The 19,372-nt window shown below is 66.2% G+C and carries 18 protein-coding genes; all 18 read right to left on the bottom strand.

Going from position 1 to position 19,372, the window contains the following annotated elements:
* Positions 1-32: 32 nt before the first annotated feature.
* Positions 33-980, bottom strand: a complete 948-nt coding sequence (locus EV560_RS11240) for an electron transfer flavoprotein subunit alpha/FixB family protein (RefSeq protein WP_131855837.1) — start codon at positions 978-980, stop codon at positions 33-35.
* A gap of 3 nt (positions 981-983) precedes the next feature.
* Positions 984-1,733 (bottom strand): electron transfer flavoprotein subunit beta/FixA family protein, encoded by a 750-nt coding sequence (locus tag EV560_RS11235; RefSeq protein ID WP_131855836.1) that lies wholly within the window; start codon positions 1,731-1,733, stop codon positions 984-986.
* Between the two features lie 194 nt (positions 1,734-1,927).
* Complete coding sequence (locus EV560_RS11230; protein ID WP_131855835.1) at positions 1,928-2,623, bottom strand: rhomboid family intramembrane serine protease; 696 nt, start codon at positions 2,621-2,623, stop codon at positions 1,928-1,930.
* Between the two features lie 12 nt (positions 2,624-2,635).
* Positions 2,636-3,217 (bottom strand): cob(I)yrinic acid a,c-diamide adenosyltransferase, encoded by a 582-nt coding sequence (locus EV560_RS11225; RefSeq protein WP_131855834.1) that lies wholly within the window; start codon positions 3,215-3,217, stop codon positions 2,636-2,638.
* Positions 3,218-3,268: 51 nt separating this feature from the next.
* Positions 3,269-3,856 (bottom strand): acyloxyacyl hydrolase, encoded by a 588-nt coding sequence (locus EV560_RS11220; protein ID WP_131855833.1) that lies wholly within the window; start codon positions 3,854-3,856, stop codon positions 3,269-3,271.
* Between the two features lie 185 nt (positions 3,857-4,041).
* The gene (locus EV560_RS11215; protein WP_131856209.1) at positions 4,042-4,230 is read right to left on the bottom strand and encodes a twin transmembrane helix small protein; all 189 of its coding nucleotides are present in this window, start codon (positions 4,228-4,230) and stop codon (positions 4,042-4,044) included.
* A 174-nt stretch (positions 4,231-4,404) separates the two neighbouring features.
* Positions 4,405-5,277 (bottom strand): ABC transporter permease, encoded by an 873-nt coding sequence (locus tag EV560_RS11210; protein ID WP_131855832.1) that lies wholly within the window; start codon positions 5,275-5,277, stop codon positions 4,405-4,407.
* Positions 5,278-5,457: 180 nt separating this feature from the next.
* Positions 5,458-6,516: an ABC transporter substrate-binding protein gene (locus EV560_RS11205; RefSeq protein ID WP_131856208.1), complete on the bottom strand. Its 1,059-nt coding sequence runs from the start codon at positions 6,514-6,516 to the stop codon at positions 5,458-5,460.
* 31 nt (positions 6,517-6,547) lie between these two features.
* Positions 6,548-7,606, bottom strand: coding sequence for an ABC transporter ATP-binding protein (locus EV560_RS11200; RefSeq protein WP_131855831.1), 1,059 nt, complete (start codon positions 7,604-7,606; stop codon positions 6,548-6,550).
* Between the two features lie 3 nt (positions 7,607-7,609).
* Positions 7,610-8,428, bottom strand: coding sequence for an ABC transporter permease (locus EV560_RS11195; RefSeq protein WP_248311994.1), 819 nt, complete (start codon positions 8,426-8,428; stop codon positions 7,610-7,612).
* 71 nt (positions 8,429-8,499) lie between these two features.
* Positions 8,500-9,735, bottom strand: coding sequence for a metal-dependent hydrolase family protein (locus EV560_RS11190; protein WP_131855830.1), 1,236 nt, complete (start codon positions 9,733-9,735; stop codon positions 8,500-8,502).
* Between the two features lie 261 nt (positions 9,736-9,996).
* On the bottom strand, positions 9,997-11,280 hold the full coding sequence (locus EV560_RS11185) for a glycosyltransferase family protein (protein WP_131855829.1): 1,284 nt from the start codon (positions 11,278-11,280) through the stop codon (positions 9,997-9,999).
* A 125-nt stretch (positions 11,281-11,405) separates the two neighbouring features.
* A complete protein-coding gene (locus EV560_RS11180) occupies positions 11,406-12,167 on the bottom strand; it encodes a polysaccharide deacetylase family protein (RefSeq protein WP_131855828.1) in 762 nt (253 codons plus the stop codon).
* Positions 12,164-13,219 (bottom strand): glycosyltransferase family 4 protein, encoded by a 1,056-nt coding sequence (locus tag EV560_RS11175; protein ID WP_131855827.1) that lies wholly within the window; start codon positions 13,217-13,219, stop codon positions 12,164-12,166. Before EV560_RS11175 ends, EV560_RS11180 begins: the two co-directional genes overlap by 4 nt.
* 103 nt (positions 13,220-13,322) lie before the next feature.
* Positions 13,323-14,498: an ABC transporter permease gene (locus EV560_RS11170; RefSeq protein ID WP_131855826.1), complete on the bottom strand. Its 1,176-nt coding sequence runs from the start codon at positions 14,496-14,498 to the stop codon at positions 13,323-13,325.
* On the bottom strand, positions 14,495-15,493 hold the full coding sequence (locus EV560_RS11165) for an ABC transporter permease (RefSeq protein WP_131856206.1): 999 nt from the start codon (positions 15,491-15,493) through the stop codon (positions 14,495-14,497). The genes EV560_RS11170 and EV560_RS11165 overlap by 4 nt, the downstream gene beginning before the upstream one ends.
* Positions 15,494-15,498: 5 nt before the next feature.
* A complete protein-coding gene (locus EV560_RS11160; RefSeq protein WP_131855825.1) occupies positions 15,499-17,460 on the bottom strand; it encodes an ABC transporter substrate-binding protein in 1,962 nt (653 codons plus the stop codon).
* On the bottom strand, positions 17,457-19,340 hold the full coding sequence (locus EV560_RS11155; RefSeq protein WP_131855824.1) for an ABC transporter ATP-binding protein: 1,884 nt from the start codon (positions 19,338-19,340) through the stop codon (positions 17,457-17,459). Before EV560_RS11155 ends, EV560_RS11160 begins: the two co-directional genes overlap by 4 nt.
* Positions 19,341-19,372 lie beyond the last annotated feature (32 nt).

Raw genomic sequence — 19,372 nt, 5'->3', positions numbered from 1 at the left:
AGGCTGGTTGAATGCCGCCTTCGGCGGCCGAGCTAGCGCCCGAGCTTGGCGAGCTCGGCCTCGAGCTCCGGCATGATGGTGAAGAGATCGCCGACCAGGCCGTAATCGGCAACCTGGAAGATCGGTGCCTCCTCGTCCTTGTTGATGGCGACGATGACCTTCGAATCCTTCATGCCCGCGAGATGCTGGATCGCGCCGGAAATGCCGACGGCGATGTAGAGCTCCGGCGCCACGACCTTGCCGGTCTGTCCGACCTGCCAGTCGTTGGGGGCATAGCCGGCATCGACCGCAGCACGAGAGGCGCCCATGGCAGCCCCCAGCTTGTCGGCGACCGGCTCGATGACCTTGCCGAAATTCTCGGCCGAGGCGAGGGCGCGGCCGCCGGAGATGATGATCTTGGCCGAGGCCAGCTCGGGACGGTCGGACTTGGCGACTTCCTCGCCCTTGAAGCTCGACTTGCCTGCATCGCCGGCCGAGGCGACCGTCTCGATCGGCGCGGTGGCCGAGCCGTCGGCTGTCGCCTGGAACGAGGCGCCGCGCACGGTGATGACCTTCTTGGCGTCGGTCGCCTGCACCGTCTGGATGGCGTTGCCGGCATAGATCGGCCGCTCGAACGTATCGGGCGAGACGACCTTGGTGACTTCCGAGACCTGCATGACGTCGAGCAGCGCGGCGACGCGCGGCATCACGTTCTTGCCGGTGGTCGTGCCTGGCGCGACGAGCGCGTCATAGGGGCCGGCGAGCGAGACGAGCAGGGCCGAGAGCGGCTCGGCGAGGCGATGCTCGTAAGCCGCATCCTCGGCATGGAGCACCTTCTCGACACCGTCGAGCTTGGCGGCAGCCTCGGCGACAGCCTTGGCGTTGTGACCGGCGACGAGGACATGCACGGGCGCACCGAGCTGCCTGGCGGCCGTCAGGGCCTTGCGGGTCGCCTCGTTGAGGGTTGTGTTGTCATGTTTGGCGAGAAGCAGCGTCGTCATGATTCAGAGAACTCCTGCTTCGTTCTTGAGCTTCGAGACCAGCTCGGCGACGGAGCCGACCTTGATGCCTGCCGAGCGTGCCGGCGGCTCGCTGGTCTTCAGGACCTTCAGGCGCGGGCTGGCATCGACGCCGAGCGTCTCGGCCGTGGTCTCGTCGAGCGGCTTCTTCTTGGCCTTCATGATGTTGGGCAGCGAGGCATAGCGCGGCTCGTTGAGGCGCAGATCGGTGGTGACGATCGCCGGCAGCGTCAGCGCCAGCGTCTGCAGGCCGCCATCGACCTCGCGGGTGACCTCGGCCGAGCCGTCATTGAGCACGACCTTCGAGGCGAAGGTGGCCTGCGGCCAGTCGAGCAGGGCGGCGAGCATCTGGCCGGTCTGGTTGCTGTCGTCGTCGATCGCCTGCTTGCCGAGGATGACGAGCTGCGGCGCCTCCTGCTCGACCAGCTTCTTCAGGAGCTTGGCGACGGCAAGCGGCTCGACCGTGCCATCGACCTTGACCAGGATGCCGCGGTCGGCGCCCATGGCGAGGCCGGTGCGGATGGTCTCGGCGGCCTGCGCCGGGCCGATCGAGACGACGATCACCTCGGTCGCCTTGCCGGCCTCCTTCAGGCGCAGCGCCTCTTCGACGGCGATCTCGTCGAACGGGTTCATCGACATTTTGACATTGGCGAGCTCGACGCCCGAGCCGTCCGCCTTGACGCGGATCTTCACGTTGTAATCGACAACCCGCTTGACGGGCACCAGGATCTTCATCGTTTGCGTCACCGTTCGGGAGAGATGCGATTTGGGCCGTGCCGCTCAAGACCGGCAGGAGGACGGCATCGCGGCTCTCGGCTGAATGCGGAGGGACCGTAGCGATGGCCGTTTGCGCTTGTCAACGCCACGAAAGCTGCGATCCGGGCGCATGATCGCGACGGAAAACCGCAGCGCAGCATCGGCGAGGGGCCTCACAGGCCGGGCCGGCGCCCGAAGAGTTTGACGCCACGATGGATGAAAATGGGCGTCAGCGCCGCGCCGGCGCCGAGCCCGCCGAGATGAGCCCACCAGCCGACATTGCCCTGCGGATCGATGAAGGCAGAGAGGAACTGGAAGAGGATCCAGGCGCCGAGCGCGTACACGGCCGGGATGTGAATCGGGATCCATTTGAAGGCGAGGCCCCAGATCCGCACATTCGGGTAGATCATCAGATAGGAGGCGATGACGCCCGAGATCGCGCCGGAGGCGCCGATCAGCGGCTGCTCCGATTCGGGATACATCAGCGTGTGCAAGAGCGAGCCCGCCAGCCCGCAAATGAAGAAGAACAGCAGGAAGCGGGCATGACCCATCGAGTCCTCGACATTGTCGCCGAAGACCCAGAGGAAGAGCATGTTGCCGAGCAGGTGGGCGAAGCTCGCATGCAGCAGGATATTGGTGAACAGCGTCGCCCAGGCCGGGGCATGGGCCAGGCCCTCCGGCAGTTGCGCCGCGCCGAGCAGCACCGACGGGATCAGCCCGAAGCCGGCCATGGTCGCCACATCGCCCGAGGAGCCGTGCCAGAGCCAGAGCGCGATGTGAATGGCGATACAGCCCGAGACGAGCGCGTAGGTGACATAGGGCGCGCGCATGAAGCGCAGCGGGACGCCATCATGCAACGGCACGAACATCAAGGCACCTGATCAGCGAGTCTGCCCGGGCACCCAGAGCACGTCGCCCCCGGCCTTGGCATTGAGGTAGCGGGAGGCGACGAACAGGAAATCCGACAGCCGGTTGACGTATTTCAGCGCGGGCGGCGAGACGGTCTCGCCTTCGCTTTGCGCCAGCGCCACCATCAGGCGCTCGGCCCGGCGGCTGACGGTGCGGGCGAGATGCAGATGCGCCGCGGCCGGCGTGCCGCCGGGCAGCACGAAGGAGCGCAGCGGCGCCAGCGAAGCGTTGAGCTGGTCGATCTCGGCCTCGAGGCGGTCGACCTGGGCCTGGACGATGCGCAGCGGCTCGAAGGCGAGCGTTTCGCCCGTATCGGGCGTCGAGAGGTCGGCGCCGAGGTCGAAGAGATCGTTGCTGATCCGGCCGAGCATCGTGCCGAGATCGGCGTCTTCCGTGACCGCTTGCAGGCGGGCGAGGCCGATGCAGGCATTGGTCTCGTCGACCGTGCCGTAGGCTTCGACGCGCAGATCGGATTTCAGCCGGCGCGGCCCGGTCGTGAGCCCCGTCGTGCCGTCATCGCCCGTGCGGGTGTAGATGCGATTGAGCCTGACCATGCACCGCTTATAGCGCGGCGTTGCGGCAACGGAAGCGGTCTTCGCTAGGGGTCAGAAGGTGTAGCCGAGCCGGGCGCCGAAATTGGCCGGGCCGCGCGGGTTGGTCCCGTTCGAACCTGAGCAGCCGGCCGTGCTGAAATGCTCGAGCGAGGCGATCAGGCTCCAGCGGTCGCTCAGCTTGAAGCCGAGCGCGGCAGCTTCGCGCGTGCCGCCATTGCAGCCGAGATTGAGACGGTCCTCGGGGATGACGGCCCCGGTCTTGCCGTCATTCACGGCCGCGCCGAAGCTGCCCTCGACGAACATCGTCTTGGTGATGTCGATGGTCCAGGTCGCGCCGGCATAGGCGTAGCGCGTGCCGTTGAGGTTCAGGCTGGAGCCGATATGGAAGCGCGGCACGAAGGCCGAGGCGATGCGGTCGTTCAAGGTGACGACGCGCGGGGTCATCACCTCGCCGTTGAAGTTGAGCAGGCCGCTCTCGCGCCCGCCGGGATTGGCGGCGCCGATGCCGAGACGGGCTTCCCAGGAGGGGGCCGGCGCGTCCGTGGGTGCGTAGCTGGAGACGCCGGAGGGCAGCGATTGCGCCTGGAGGGGCGCCGCAGCCAGAAGGCCGGCGAGGGTCAGCAACGCAACGCGCATCATGATTCGGGTGTTCTTCTTGTCGGCGGAATGAGTGTTAAGAGAGCACACAGACTCATGTCGAGAGTGTGGCAAGGGCAGCTGCCGCCGTCCGTTTCCGTGCAGGCGCCCTCTTGTTTATCAAAAGCTTATGTGAATAGCCCTTGCGGAGGCAACGATCATTCAGCGCTTGGTAAGGTTAACGGCGCCTAACCGCCGCGCCACCAGAGCACGCCCACGATCACCAGAATCGCGATGAATTGCAGCACGACGCGCAGGCGCATCAGCTTCTGCGAGGTGTTGGCGCTGCCGCCGCGCAACATGTTGACGAGGCCCAGAACGAGGACGACAGCGACGGCGCCGACCGCGATGGGAACGAGGGATCCGGTGAAGCTCATGGCCGAGATGTACTGCGGCGAAGAAGGCTTGGCCAGCAAGCCCATTCGAAAATCCACCGGCGCGGCCGTCTGACGCGGCCGTGCGCGCATCCGGTGCTCACGCCCCGATGTCCACTCCGATTCGCGACCAGCCCGCTCGCACCAGCGAATCCTCGAGCGGGCTTGGAGGGCGGCTCAGCGGTAGCGCCGCTGCACGATCAGGTTGGCGGCGACAGTGAGCAGGATCGTTGCAGTCATCAGGATGAAGGAAATGGCGCCGCCGAAGGGCCAGTTGTTCTGCTGGGCGAACTGCCCGTAGACGAGCGGGCCCATCGTCTGGAATTTCGGGCCGCCGAGCAGGACAGGCGTGGCGTAGGCGTTCATCGCCAGGATGAAGGTCAGGATCGTGCCGGCGAGGATGCCCGGCATCGCCAGCGGCCAGAGCACGCGGCGGAACATCGCGGCAGGGCCTGCGCCGAGGCTGAAGGCGGCTTCCTCGACATTGCGGTTGATGCCCTCGATCACGGCCTGCAGCGTCAGCACCATAAAGGGCAGGTTGACGGCGATGATGCCGATGACGACCGCGGTCTCGGTGAACATGATTTCGAGCGGCTCTCCGATCAGGCCAAGGCCCATCAGGGACGCGTTGAGTGCGCCTTTGCTCCCGAAAGCCGTCATCCAGCCGGCCGAGCGCACGGCATTGCCGACGAAGAGCGGCAGCACGACCGAGATGACCAGCAGGTTCTTGTAGCGGCTCTGGGTGCGCGCCAGCACATAGGCGAGGGGGAAGCCCATGATCAGGCAGGCAATGGTGCAGATGACGGAGACGCGGATCGTGCGCCAGAGGACGTTGAGATAATAGGAATCGGTGAAGAACTTGACGTAGTTCTCGATCGTCAGCCCGTCGACCATGAACTGGCCGGGGATGAACTGGTTCAGCGAATAGCGGAACAGGATCGCGATCGGGCCGATGAGCCCGATCGCGACGAAGATCGTCGCCGGCACGACGAGCGTGCCGGCGAGTTGGGTGCGGCCGCCGGCGACCGGTTCTGGGGCGGTGGTGCTCATGGGCTCAACCCGTCATGGTCGGGCTTGTACCGACCATCCACGTCTGCAACTCGCACCTTGCGGGCCCTGAGCCCGACCGGCACCCGAAAAGGCGGGACATTGCCATCGTCTCCGCGTCGCAAGACGTGGATGGTCGGGACAAGCCCGACCATGGCGCGGCGGCGCGGAGCGACGGCATCATCACGCCTTGAAGACCTTGTCCCACCACTCCTTCATCGCCGAGTCGTTCTTGGCGAGGAAGGCATAGTCGAGATCCTTGAGGCGCTTCTCCTCGTCTGCCGTAAAGCCGATGCGCTTCTGCAGGTCGGGCGCGACCGCGAGGCCGGTGACGGTGCCGTTATAGCCCATGTCGACGGCAAAAGCCTCCTGTGGCGGCTTCTCCAGCATGGCGTTCATGTAGGCGTAGGCGTTCTCCTTGTTCGGCGCGTTCTTGGCGATGACGAAGCCGGAGACATAGGTCGGGATGCCTTCGACCGGGGAGACCGCCTCGCACGGGATGCCGGCGTTCTGCCACTGCACGACGCGCGCCTTCCAGATCGCGCTGATACCGATCTCCTCGTTCTTCATCGCCTGGGCGAAGGCCTCGTTGGTCGGGTAGACGCGGGCGCCGGCCTTCTTGACCGCGAGCAGGAGCTCCTTGGCCTTGTCGAGATCGTTCATGCTGGCGCCGCCAGTCGCTGCCATCGAGGCGGCGATGAAGATCGACTGGTACTGGATGTCGATGAAGCCGTTCTTGTTGCCCCATTTGGGGTCGAGCCAGTCCTTGAAGCCGGTCGGGGCGGTGCTGATCAGCTTGGGATTGTAGATGACGACGTTGCCCGAATAGATGTGGCCAGCGCCGTACGGGTACTTCATCGTCGGCAGCAGGTTCTTGGCGTTCGGGATCTTCGAGTAGTCGAGCGTCTCGGTGACGCCGGCCTCGTTCATCTCGTACATATTGGCGGCCGAGAAGCCCTGAATGTCGACCGTGCCACGCGGCAGGCGGCGCTCGGCCACCATCTTGGCGCGGCGCGGTGCGTCGCCGGCCTGGTCCTGCACCACCTCGATGCCCTTAGGCTTCAGCAGCGGGTTCTCGATGTTCTTGGTCAGCAGCGCGGCATAGTCGCCGCCCCAGGTGCCGACCACGACCCGGCCGCCGGATTGGGCGAGCGCCTCGGCGCCGAGGGACGGGGCCAATGCTGCGACGCCAGCTGCGGTACCGAGCCCTTTCAGGACATCGCGCCTGTGAATCTTCTTCATGATGTACTCCCCTGTTGGACGCCCGGGAGCCTTACGGCTCGCGCGGATAGACGAGCCCGGCGTCTTCGGCCCAGCCTATCGTGATGGTCTCGCCGGGCTTCGGCTCGACGCCGCCCTGCCGGTTAGGGATCTGCAGGAGCATGCGGTCATGCTCGGAGAGCGCCACGTCGACCTCGAGCAATGCGCCGAGATAGGAGACGTGCTCGACGCGGGCCTCGAAGCGGTTCCGGTGCGAGGTCGCATCGCCGCCGACAGCGATGCGCTCGGGCCGCAAGGCGAGCGTCGCCGGGCCCGAGCCCTGCGCGGCCGCTGATGCGATCTCCAGCCCACCGGCAGTGAGGAAGTGGCCGGGCGACTTGATCTCGCCGTCGAGGAAGGCGCTGCGGCCGATGAAGCCGGCGACGAAACGGTCGGCGGGCTGTTCGTAGAGCTCGCGCTGGCTGCCGATCTGGCGGACCTTGCCCTTCTCCATCACCACAAGCCTGTCGGCCATGGTGAGCGCCTCTTCCTGGTCATGGGTGACCATGATCGTGGTCAGGCCGAGCTTGCGCTGCAGGTCGCGGATCTCGACGCGGACCTCCTGGCGCAGCTTCGCGTCGAGATTGGAGAGCGGCTCGTCGAGCAGGAGCACGTCGGGCTGCATGGCGAGCGCGCGGGCGAGCGCGACGCGCTGCTGCTGGCCGCCGGAAAGCTGGCGCGGATAGCGCTCGTCGAAACCGGTGAGACGCACGAGCCTGAGCGCCTCGGCAACGCGCGGGGCGCGGTCGGCCGCCGACATCTTGCGCATCTCCAGGCCGAAGGCGACGTTCTCCGCCACGGTCATGTGCGGGAAGAGCGCATAGCTCTGGAAGACGAGGCCGCAATTGCGCTTCCAGGGCGGCAGCGTCGTGACCTCGCGCTCGCCGATGGTGATCTTGCCGGCAGTCGGCGCGATGAAGCCGGCGACCATGCGCAAGGTCGTGGTCTTGCCGCAGCCGGAGGGGCCGAGCAGGACCAGGAACTCGCCATCAGCGATGTCGATGGTGACGTTGTCGACGGCGTTGAAATCGCCATAGACCTTGTTGAGATTGTCGAGCGAGAGACGGGCCATGGCTCAGACCACCCGGCTCAGCTTGACGTAACGGTCGGTGATGATCATCGCGGCGCCGATCAGGACGATCTGGATCACGGAGGCCGCGGCCACCGTCGGATCGATCTTCCATTCGAGATATTGCAGGATGGCGATCGGCAAGGTCGTGCGGCCCGGTCCGACCAGGAACAGGCTCATCTCGAGATTGCCGAAAGAGGTGACGAAGCCGAACAGCCCGGCGGCGACGATGCCGGAGCGGATGCTCGGCAAGGTGACGCGCCGGAAGGTCGTCCAGGGGCCGGCGCCGAGATTCTGCGCGGCCTCCTCGATGGTGCGGTCGAAGCCGACGAGGCTGGCGGTGACGAGCCTGACCACCCAGGGCACGACGACCAGCGTATGTGCGAAGACGAGCCCGGCGAAGGAGCCGAGCAGTGGCCAGCCGGTCGCGATCTCGGCCTCGATCTGGAAGACGTAGAGCGAGGTGCCGAGCACGATGCCGGGCATGACCAGCGGCAGCAGCAGCAAGGTGTTGATGGCCGGGCCGAGCACGATGCGGTGGCGCACCAGCGCCAGGCTCGCCGGCACCCCGAGTACGATGCCGATCAAGGTCGCGAGCACGCCGACCTGGACGCTGAGGATGAAGCCGTCGACGAAGGGCTTCTGGCCGGGGACGGCGGCGAACCATTTCAGCGAGTAGCCTTCCGGCGGGAAGGACGGGATCTCCTGCCGGAAGAAGGCGAGCCAGGTGACGAAGATCAGCGGCAGCAGGATGAAGAGGAGCGACAGGCCGGCGGCGCCGTTGAGCGCGATCCGGCCGAGGCTCGGGCGGGTGGCGGCGCTCAAGCGCCGGCTCCCGTGATGAGCGGCGTCGTCGCCGGGCTGGTCTGGCCGCTTCGCATCGTCATCTTGCCTGCCTAGTGCAGCGTGTTCTTGTGGAAGACACCGCCCTTCATGATCGCCGGCAGGTGCTTGCCCTGATCCTGGAACAGGCCCAGATTCTTGAGCGGGTCGCCGTCGACCAGGATGATGTCGGCGAACGCGCCTGCACGCAATGTGCCAAGCTTGCCTTCCATCCGCAGGATCTGCGCGCCCGTCGTGGTGGCCGAGCGGATGATCTCGATCGGCGATAGGACCTCGCTGCGCAGGATGAACTCGCGTGACTGTTCGACCTGGAGCTGGCCGAGCAGATCGCTGCCGAAAGCGACAGGAACGCCGGCGCGCTTGCAGATCTCGAGCGACTTCAGGCCGCCATCGATGACGAGGTCGTTCTTGGCCAGCATGTCCGCGTTCATGCCGAACTCGGCGGCGCGCTCCTTCATCGCATAGTAGGCGACGAGGTTGGCGGTGAGAAACATCTTCTTCTCGGCCATCAGCTTGGCGGCGGCGTCGTTGATCAGGTTGCCGTGCTCGATGGCGCGCACGCCGCATTCAGCGGCCCGCATGATCGCCTCGGGCGTATAGGCATGGGCGCAGACATAGCGGCCGAAGGCGGCTGCTTCCTCGACTGCGGTGCGGACCTCGTCGAGGCTGAACTGGAGCGAGTCGAGCGGGTCGTAGGGCGAGGCGACGCCGCCGGACATCATGATCTTGATGTGGTCGGCGCCTAGGCGCATCTGCTCGCGCACTGATTTGCGGACCGAGGAGACGCCGTCGGAGACGTTCATCGTATAGGCCATGGCATTGCAGCAATGGCAGCGGGTGCCGAAATCGGTGCGGCGGCGGGGGTCGCTATGGCCTCCGGTCGGGCCGATCGCGGCGCCGGCGATGAACAGGCGCGGGCCGGCGACATCGCCCTTCTCGACCGCTTCCTTGATGCCCCAGTCGGCGCCGCCGGTGTCGCGCACCGTGGTGAAGCCACGGTCGATCATGCCCTTCATCAGGCGGGCGGCACGGGCGGTGGCGAGCGTCAGGGGCACGTTTTCGAGCGCGCGGATGGAGACCTCGGAGAGCATGACATGGACATGGCTGTCGATCAGGCCCGGCATCAGGGTGCGGCCGCCGCAATCGATCACGTCGGCGCCATCGGCCTTGATCGGCTTGTCGGAGACCTCGCGGATGGTCTCTCCCTCAACCAGAATCTCATCGCCGCGGCGCAACTCGCCATGATCAGGCTCGAGCATCGCGAAATTCTTGAGGAGCAGTTGAGCCATCGAAAAAAACCTCCCTAGGGGTGAGGCGAAGCAGCGCCGTCATTCTCCCATTGCTGATATATTGTGAGGTTTTTACCTCCTTGTCAGCCCTCCTTTTGAGCACTTTTTATAGGCGGGCAATGCCGTCTTTTTGACGGCGGCAATGCCTCCTTCCTCGGCCGTCCTATCCGGCGCCGACGCGCGCCGCGACCGCGCTCCGCAGAGCGAAGCGGGAGCCTGGCGCGAGCGCCCAGGTCGAACCCGTGAGCATATATTGGGCAGTCAGCTGACCGCGGTGGCGTTCTGGGCCAGCGCCCGGCCGCGCACGGGCATCGAGAGGTCGCTGGCCAGCGCCCGGCTGATCGCCGGAAGGCCGTCGAGCAGGCCCTGGACGAAGGCCTGCGAAGGCGGCAGGCGCTTGGGCAGGGCGTGGAGCGCAGCCGCCATCAGGGCAGGATCGCGCACCGTGCTGCAGCCGGTCTCGACCGGATCATGCAGCATGTCGACGAGCTTGAGATGATCGGCGCGCTCGGCGCGGATCGTCTGTTCGAGACGCGGCCTGACGCGTGGCACGATCAGGGCCGGCTTGTCGAAGGAGAGCACCTCGCAGAACGTGTTGTAGCCACCCATGGCGACGACGCAGTGGGCGCGGTTCATCAGCAATTCGAGGCGTGGATCGAAACCGAGGCTCTCGAGCTTCGGCACGCGGGCGATGCGCTCGACGAATTCGCGGCGCTTCTCACGCGACATGAACGGCCCGAAGACGATCAGGGCCGGCAATTCGATGCTCGGATCGGATTCATAGGCCGAGATCACCCAGTCGATCAGACCGATGCCGTCGCCGCCGCCGCCGGGCGTGACCAGGATGAACGGGCCCTTGGTCAGGCGCGGATAGCGGTTCGGCGGCATCGGGCTCGGCACGGCGCGCTTGAGATAGCCGGTATACTGCACCTTGTTGGCGAAGAGATGCTGGTTCGGCAGGCCGGCGAGGGGTTGATAGACGCTTTCAAGCCCGTAGACGAAGATGTCGTCATAAAGCGCGAGCGCATCGATCGCCCCGCTCTGGCGCCATTCCTCGTGCAGCTTGACCGGCTCGTCGAGCACGTCGCGCAGACCGAGCACGATGCGGGCGCCGCGTCGGCGCAGGATCTCGAGCGAGGGTTCGAGCTCGCCACGCAGGCCGATCGGTTCCTTGTCGACGATCACCACGTCCGGATCGAAGGAGAGCACGACCTGCTTGATCAGGTCGGTACGCAGGCGGATCGTGTCGTTGAGATCGATATTGAGATGATGCGGCAGGTAGCGACCGTCGCTCTGCTTCTCGATGCCGGGAATGCGGACGTAATCGACGCCGTCACCGAACTGGAAGCTCGAGATCACCGAGGAGCCGGAGACGATGATCACTGATATATGAGGATAGTTCGCCACCAGAGAATTGGCGATGGCGCGGCAGCGGCGGATATGGCCGAGGCCGAACGTGTCATGGCTGTAGATGAGGACGCGGGGCGCATGCGGCCCGCGCGGCGCACGCTCGGCGCCGGAAAGGTCGACGACATTGAACGACATGGACGCGCCGCCCTCCACAGCAAAGCCACACGACCTCTGGGCAGAGGACGAACGCACCTGAACAGGAAGAAGCATAGCGCTTCAGGCGACGGGCTCCAAGCCCGGGCGCGCCCCGTCAGGCGGCATCAAGGCTCAAATAATATTCGCGGATCCGTGAAGACGACCGCCGGATGAGGCGCGACGGCTCCGAGGAACCCGTCAAGGAACGTCCAGGCGGTGGCGTCATGGTCGCGATGGTGCAGCAAAAGACCGAGCCCGTCGTCGCGCGAACGTGACAGGCGCCGCTGCTCCAGAAGGGTGCGGGCCTCCTCTGCAAGCGCGGCGGCTTGCCGGCCGACCCGCCCGCGATGCCAGTCCATGATGTCGATATCGGTGTTGGCGAGAGCCGGGCCGCCCTCTGGGCCGAGTGTGAAACCGCGGAAGCAGGACAGGCCGGTGAAGCCGAGCGCAGGCAGCCTCGCGGCGATGGCAGGATCGATCCGGTTCCAGGGCGGTACGAAGACGGGGAGCAGTGCCGGCCCGAACAGCGCATCGAGCCGCCGCCTGGCCGCTTCGACCTCGGCGAGGATGTCGTCCACCGGCCGGTGCAGGCCGAACTCGGATTTCTTCCCGGGTGCTGGCGCATGATTGTGGTGCGCGGCGCCGTGCTGGCTCGGCCGCAGCAGAGGAGCGTCGCGCAGGCGCTCCGCCAGGGCCGGTTCGGCTGAAAGGGGGATCACCGCCAGAAGCACGGGCAGGGCGAAGCGCTCGCTGAGGCCGACGAGGGTGTCGAGCTGCGGGCTCGGCGCGATGGCGTCGTCATCGCGGAGCCAGAGCCGGATGCGCCGACCCTCCGCGGACCAGCGATCGAGCTCGGCGAGCAGGGGCTGCCAGATCGTCGTGCTCATGCTGTCCGCCTGGTCCGGGCGGCGTGGCTGGTGATGGCGAGCGCGAGGCCTTCGCGAATGATCTCGCGGGCGCGCTCGGGCGTGCGCTCCGTCGTGGCGAAGCGACGGGCAGCGGCCGACATGCGCGTTCGCAAGGCCGTGTCGGTCAGCAGGCGCGCGAGAGCCTGCTTGAGCGCCGTGATGTCGCCGTCAGGCACCAAAAGCGCGGTCTCGCCGGGCCGGACAGTGGCCGAGACCCCGCCGCTGTCGAAAGCGATAACAGGAAGGCCTGCGGCCTGCGCCTCGAGATAGACCAACCCATAGGCCTCCCGGACCCCCGGCCAGACGAAGATGTCATGGGCGGCGAGCTCGGCCTTAACGCGATCATGAGCGATGGCCCCGAGCCAGCGCAGGCGGCCGGGCGGGATGCCGGCGAAGGCGGCTTCGATCTCGCCGCGCATCGGGCCGTCGCCAATAATGGTCAGCGACCAGGGCTCGGGAACGAGCGCCAGCAAGGCCGCCAGCGCCCGGTAGCTCGGAAACTTGCCGGGCCGCATCATCGCGATGGTGAGCAGGCGCGGCGGGCCGGCGAGCACGGGCTTCGGCAAGCCAGCGTCGGACGCGCTGCGGATGAAGGGCGGCAGCGCCAGGAATGCGGTGTGCTCATGGCCCCAGGGCTGGAGGCCCTGGCGATCGCGGCCGGTGAAGCAGAAATGCAGGTCGACCGTTCCGAAGCTGCGGCGCGCGATTGCGACATGCTCGGCCCATTCGCCCTCGACGCGCCGCTCGGAATCGCTCCCCTCGGCGACGACATAGGGAATGCCGAGCTGCTGCGAGATCTCCGGCCCGAGCAGGTCGGGCGCCTTGTAGTAACTGTGATAGGTGAACCAGAGGTCCGGCGCTCCGCCGTTGCGGCGCCAGTCGTCGAGCAGGGCGTCGCGGCGCGCCCGTGCCTCGCAGAGGTGGAAGGTCAGGGTCTCGGCGTCGGGCGTGCGCATATAGGAGCGTGCGTTCGGGATCGGCTCGAGCTCATGGCCGAGGTTGGTCATGGCCTCGACGAGCTGCTGTGCCATGCGTCTGTCGCCGGAAATCCGCGCGTCCTCGAACGCGTTGAGAGGCGTGTGGAATGCGATCCGCACCGGTTTCTCGATCCGCAATGACAGGGCGCGGCAGCGCTCAGCGATAGGGATCGGCCGCGTCGCGCAAGCCGTCGCCGAGGAAGTTGAAGGCCAGGATGATCAGGATCACCGGGATGACCGGATAGAGCAACCACGGATAGAGCGCCACCACGTTGACGTTGAGCGACTCGTTCAGCATCACGCCCCAGCTCGTGATCGGCGGGCGGAGGCCGAGGCCGAGGAAGCTCAGCGCCGTCTCGCCCAGCACCGTCTTGGGGATGGTGATGGTGGCGGCGGCGATCAGATGGCTCATGAAGCCGGGAATCAGGTGCAGGCCGATGATGCGGGCGGGCTTGGCGCCCATCAGCTGCGCGGCGACGACATAATCCTCCTCGCGCAGCGAGAGCAGTTTTGAGCGCACGGCGCGCGCCAGCCCGGTCCAGTCCATCAGCCCGAGGATGATGGTGATGCCGAAATAGACCAGGAGCGGACTCCACGAGGGCGGCATGATCGAGGCCAGCGCCAGCCAGAGCGGGATATGCGGCAGCGATTGCACGATCTCGATCAGGCGCTGGACGACGAGATCGACCTTGCCGCCGTAATAGCCGGCGATGCCGCCGATGATCACGCCGAGCACGAAGCTGACGCCGACGCCGAGCAGGCCGATACTGAGCGAGATGCGCCCGCCATAGAGAATGCGCGAGAACACGTCGCGGCCGAGCCGGTCGGAGCCGAGCAGGAAGAGCGTGCCGCCTTCGGGTGGACAGAACAGGTGCAGGTTGCCCGACACGAGGCCCCAGAACGTGTAGTCGTCGCCGCGGCAGAAGAAGCGGATCGGCTGCGGGGTGGTGCGGTCGACCTCGTATTCCCGCTTCAGGTTCTCCATGTTGAGGCGCATCGTATAGGGGTAGACGAAGGGGCCGATGAAGCTGCCCTCGTGGAAGAGATGCACCTGCTGGCGCGGGGCGCGAATGAAGTCGGTATTGCGCGTCGTATAGTGATAGGGCGCCAGAAACTCGCAGAACGCGACCATGAGGTACATCACGAGGATGACCACCCCGGAGATGACCGCGAGCTTGTGGCGGCGGAATTTCCACCACATCAGCTGCCATTGCGACGCGAGATAGACCTGCTCCTGCTTGGGCGTCATCTTCTCGATCGCATAAGGCTCGAACGGGGCGGTCGAGGCGGTATGCGGCAGGGGCGCGCCTTCCGGCGGAAGTCCGGGCTTCACTTGGTCGCCTCCCCCTGCAGGCGGATCCGCGGATCGAGGATCGCAAGCGCGATGTCGGAGATCAGCACGCCGACGACGGTCAGCGTCGACAAGAACATCAGGAAGGAGCCGGCGAGATACATGTCCTGGCTCTGGAGGGCCCGGATCAGCAGCGGCCCGGTGGTCTGAAGCGAGAGCACGATCGCGACGATCTCGGCGCCCGAGACGATCGAGGGCAGGATGTCGCCGATATCCGAGACGAAGAAATTGAGCGACATGCGCAGCGGGTATTTGCGCAGCGCCCTGCCCGGAGGCAGGCCCTTGGCGCGAGCGGTGACGAAATACTGCTTCTGCAACTCGTCGAGCAGGTTGGCGCGGACCGAGCGGATCATGCCCGCGGTGCCGCCGGCGCCGATGATGATCACCGGGATCCAGAGATGTTCCAGCACCGATCTGAGCTTGGCCCAGCTCATCGGCTGGTTGAGATATTGCGGATCGACCAGGCCGCCGATCGAGGTGCCGAACCAGACATTGGCGAAATACATGAAGACCAGCGCCATCAGGAAATGCGGCACGGCAAGGCCGATCAGCCCGAGGAAGGTCAGCCCGTAATCGCCCCAACTGTACTGGTGCGTGGCGGAATAGATGCCGATCGGGAAGGCGACGATCCAAGTGAAGATGATCGTGACGAAGGAGACCATCATGGTCAGCAGCAGGCGGTCGCCGACAACCTCTCGGACCGGGCGCTGATATTCGAAGGAATAACCCATATCGCCCTGGAGCAGGCCGACGACCCAGTGCAGGTAACGCTCCGGCAGCGGTTTGTCGAAGCCGTATTCCTTCTTGAGGAATTCGATGCGGCTGAGATCGGCCTTCTCGCCCTGGGCCTGCATCTCGGCCGCGAGCGTCTCGAAATAGTCGCCTTCCGGCAGGTTGATCACGGTGAAGATCAGGACGCTGGTGACGAACAGCGTCGGGATCATCAGCAGGATGCGCTTGAGAATATAGCGGAGCAGCATCGTCAGCTCTTCACTTGCCGCTCATCGTCGAACCAGAAGGCGTCCGGCATGTAGCGGCCGAAGAAGGCGCCGGGCTCGAAGCTGTAGAAACCCGTATCCGGCACGTTGCGCAGATGGCGCGAGACCACGATGGGCTGGAGCGTGCTGTTGATCACGCCGATGGTGAAGAGCTGCTCGGCATTGATCCGCAGCATCTGCTGCCAGATGTCGCGCCGCTCCTCATGGGTCGAGCTCCTGCGCCAGGCGTGATAGAGCCTGAGGAGCTCCTTGACCTCGGGGATATCGGACTTCTCGCCCTCGCGGCCGCCGCTCTCGTGGAACTGGCCGAAGCGCGGCCACTGGAATTGGGCCGAGGAGGTCGGTGCCAGCGCATCGGGCTCCATCTCGGCCGCGACCAGCGCATTGTCCATGCCCGAGGAAGCGGACATGATCGTCTGGCCGGCGATGATCCGGCGGCGGAAGACGTCGCGCTGGGTCGAGCGCGGATAGATCTTGATGCCGACATGGTAGAAATCCTGCTTGATCAGGTCGAGGATGTCGGTCTCCTCGGTGCTTTCGCCGGCCGTCTCGATGGTGAATTCCAGGCGGCGGCCGTCGGGTAGCAGGCGCACGCCGTCGCCGTCGCGCTTGCCGAGGCCGATCTCGTCGAGCAGGCGGTTGGCCAGTGCCGGGTCGGACCGGGTCCACATCGTCGCATTCTCGGCGCTGAAGAGCGGGCTCCCCGGCAGCGCGGTATTGCCGCTCTCCTTGGCCAGGCCGAAAAAGATGACCTTGTTGATGTCCGGGCGGTTGATCGCGACCGAGAGGGCGCGGCGATAGCGGACATCGCGGTTGAGATCACGCCAGACCGGGTCGATCGCGTTCAGGTTCGGCATCAGCGCGAACCAGGCACCCTCCGCGCGCTTCCAGAGCTTGACCTCGAAATTCATCCGCTTCGAGGCATCCTTCAGGAAGGTGTAGTCGGCGAATGCGAGATAGCGCGCCTGCAGGTCGGAATCGCCCGCTGCGGTCTTGGCCGGGACAAGCGCCGCGGTGCCGAGCGTCATCGTCACTTCGTCGACATAGGGCAATTGCCGGCCGTTCTGATCGACGCGGTGGAAATAGGCGTTGCGCTGGAAGGTGAACAGCTCGGCCGGAAGCGGCGTCAGGTTGCGCCAGGGATCGAGCGTCGGCAATTCGGGATTCTCGGGCCGGTACATGCGCGAATAGCGCTCGTGCAGGGAGCCCCAGTCCCGGACCCTGACCGACTTGACCTTGGCCTGCAGCGTGTCCTTGTCGGCGTAGCGCTCGTGGAACTGCTTCAGATAGGCCGAGGGCATGTAGATATAGGTCGGCTGCGGATCGGCCAGCGACGGCAGGAAGACCGGGTTCGGCTTGCTCCAGCTGTAGCGGATCTCGGTCTCGCTCAGGATCTCGACCTTTGGCGGCTCGTCGGCGGCGAGCAGCGCCTGCGGCGGCCCGCCCGGCGAGAGCCGCTTGTTATTGGCGACATCCTCCCACCAATAGCGGAAATCCTCGGTGGTGAAGGGGCTGCCATCGGACCAGCGATGGCCGGCGCGCAGCTTCAGCGTGAAGATGCGCCCCTCCTGGACATCGACGGCTTCGAGCACATCGGGAACCAGGTCGAGTTCCTCGTTGTAAACGAGCAGCCGGGTGTAGCCGTAGACGGTGATGAAACGGATGTCGCGCTGGTCGCCCATCAGCGTCCGGATCGTGCCGCCATGGCGGCCGGGCTGGCGCTCCGGGGCGACGACGGGGATGACGCGCGGCACCGCTGGCAGGCGCCGCTCGAGCGGCGGCAGCGCTCCGGAGGCGACCTTTTCGGCCCAGAACGGGCTGTCGATATAGCTCGCGGGCTTGGCGGCGGCGTCCTGCGCCAAGGCCAGACGCGGCAGGCCGGCCGCGGTAAGGGCGGCGGCGCCGAGCTTCAGCGCGGAGCGGCGCGAGGGATGCGAGGTCATCATGCCACCTCCCTGATATCGGCGCTCGGGCGGGCCAGTACATAATGGCCTTCGCCCAGGGCGAGCGGGGCCAGGCCCGCACCATCGGGTTCCGGCCGGAAGGCCGGGGCCCAGTGACTCATATCGGAAGCGCCGCCCGGCGCTACCAGCTTGAAATCGAGCTTGCGGTCGAGATCGGCGAAGGGCACCGAGCGCAGCAGCGCCTTGGTGTAGGGGTGGACCGGGGTGGTGAAGAGCGCATGGCGCGGCGCGATCTCGACGATGCGGCCATTGGCCATGACCGCGATGCGATCGGCCATGTAGTTCACCACGGCGAGATTATGGGAAATGAACAGGAAGGTCAGGCCGCGCTCGGCCTGCAGGTCCTTGAGCAGGTTGAGGATTTGCGCCTGGACGGAAACGTCGAGCGCCGAGACCGGCTCGTCGCAGATGATCAGTTCCGGATCTAGCGCGAGCGCGCGGGCGATGCCGATGCGCTGGCGCTGGCCGCCCGAGAAGGAATGCGGATAGCGGCTGAGGAAACGCGGATCGAGGCCCACGTCCTCCATCAGGCTGCGGACGCGGGCGAATTGCTCGTCGCCGTCGCCGCGCTCATGGATGACGAGCGGCTCGCGCAGGATGTTCATCACGGTCATGCGCGGCGAGAGAGAGGAGACCGGATCCTGAAAGATCATCTGCACCTTCTGGCGGAAACGTCGCAGCTCCTCGCCCTTGAGCGCGAGGATGTCGCAGCGCTGCTGGCCATCGTCGAAGGTAACCGTGCCGGCATTGGGCGTCACGGCCCGCATGATGATCTTGCTGACCGTCGTCTTGCCGCAGCCGCTCTCGCCGACGAGGCCGAGGCACTCGCCGCGGGCGATGTCGAAGCTGACGCCGTCGACGGCGGTGATGGTCGTGAGGCTGCCCTTGCCGAAGAAGCTGCGCGCGCCGGTCGTATAGGTCTTGCGCAGGTCGCGCACACTCAGCAGCGGCGCCGCATCGGCCTTGGCAGCGCGAGGCCGAGCGACGCGCGCCGCCGCCTTCTGGCGCGGGCGCGCCTCGCGCAAGGCGACGAGCCGCTCGCCCTCCTGCATGTCGAAATGCGGCGAGGCCTTGAGCAGCGCCTTGAGATAGGGATGGCGCGGGTGCCGGAAGATGTCCTCGACCGGGCCGCTCTCCATGATCTCGCCGTGATAGATCACCACGACCTCGTCGGCCATGTTGGCGACGACACCGAGATCATGGGTGATGAGCAGGATCGCCATGCCCATCTCGGCCTGGAGATCGCGCATCAGGTCGAGCACCTGGGCCTGGATGGTGACATCGAGCGCGGTCGTCGGTTCGTCGGCGATCAGCAGCGCCGGCTGGCAGATCAGCGCCATGGCCAGCATGGCGCGCTGGCGCAGGCCGCCCGAGAGCTCGAACGAGTAGGTATCGTAGGCGCGCGGCGGGTCCTTGAAGCCGACGCGCTTGAGCATGGCCTCGATCAGGCCGCGCGCCTCGGCCTTCGGCGTCGGGCGGTGGAGCTGAAGCGCTTCCTCGATCTGGTTGCCGATCGTATGGACCGGCGAGAGCGAAGACATCGGCTCCTGGAAGATCATGCCGATGCGGCCGCCGCGCAATTCGCGGATCTCGCGGCCCTCCGGCTCCAGCGCGGCGATGTCGATCACCTCTTGCGGCGCCAGCGGATCGCGGAAGCGGATCGCGCCGCCGGTAATGCCGCCGGCGCGCGGCAGCAGGCCCATGATCGCCTGCGAGATCACCGACTTGCCCGAGCCGGACTCGCCGACAAGCGCCACCGTCTTGCCGGCCGGCACGCGCAGGCTGACGCCCTTCACGACCTCGCGGGCAAGCCCGTGAATTGTGAAGCCGATCCGCAAATCGCTGATCCGCAAGATGTCCATGAGCCGCTAACGTCCGAAAACCCTGTTTAGCT

The sequence above is a fragment of the Allobosea sp. BK604 genome, from assembly GCF_004341515.1.
Lineage (GTDB): Bacteria > Pseudomonadota > Alphaproteobacteria > Rhizobiales > Beijerinckiaceae > Allobosea.
This window is presented reverse-complemented; position numbering and strand designations above follow the sequence as displayed.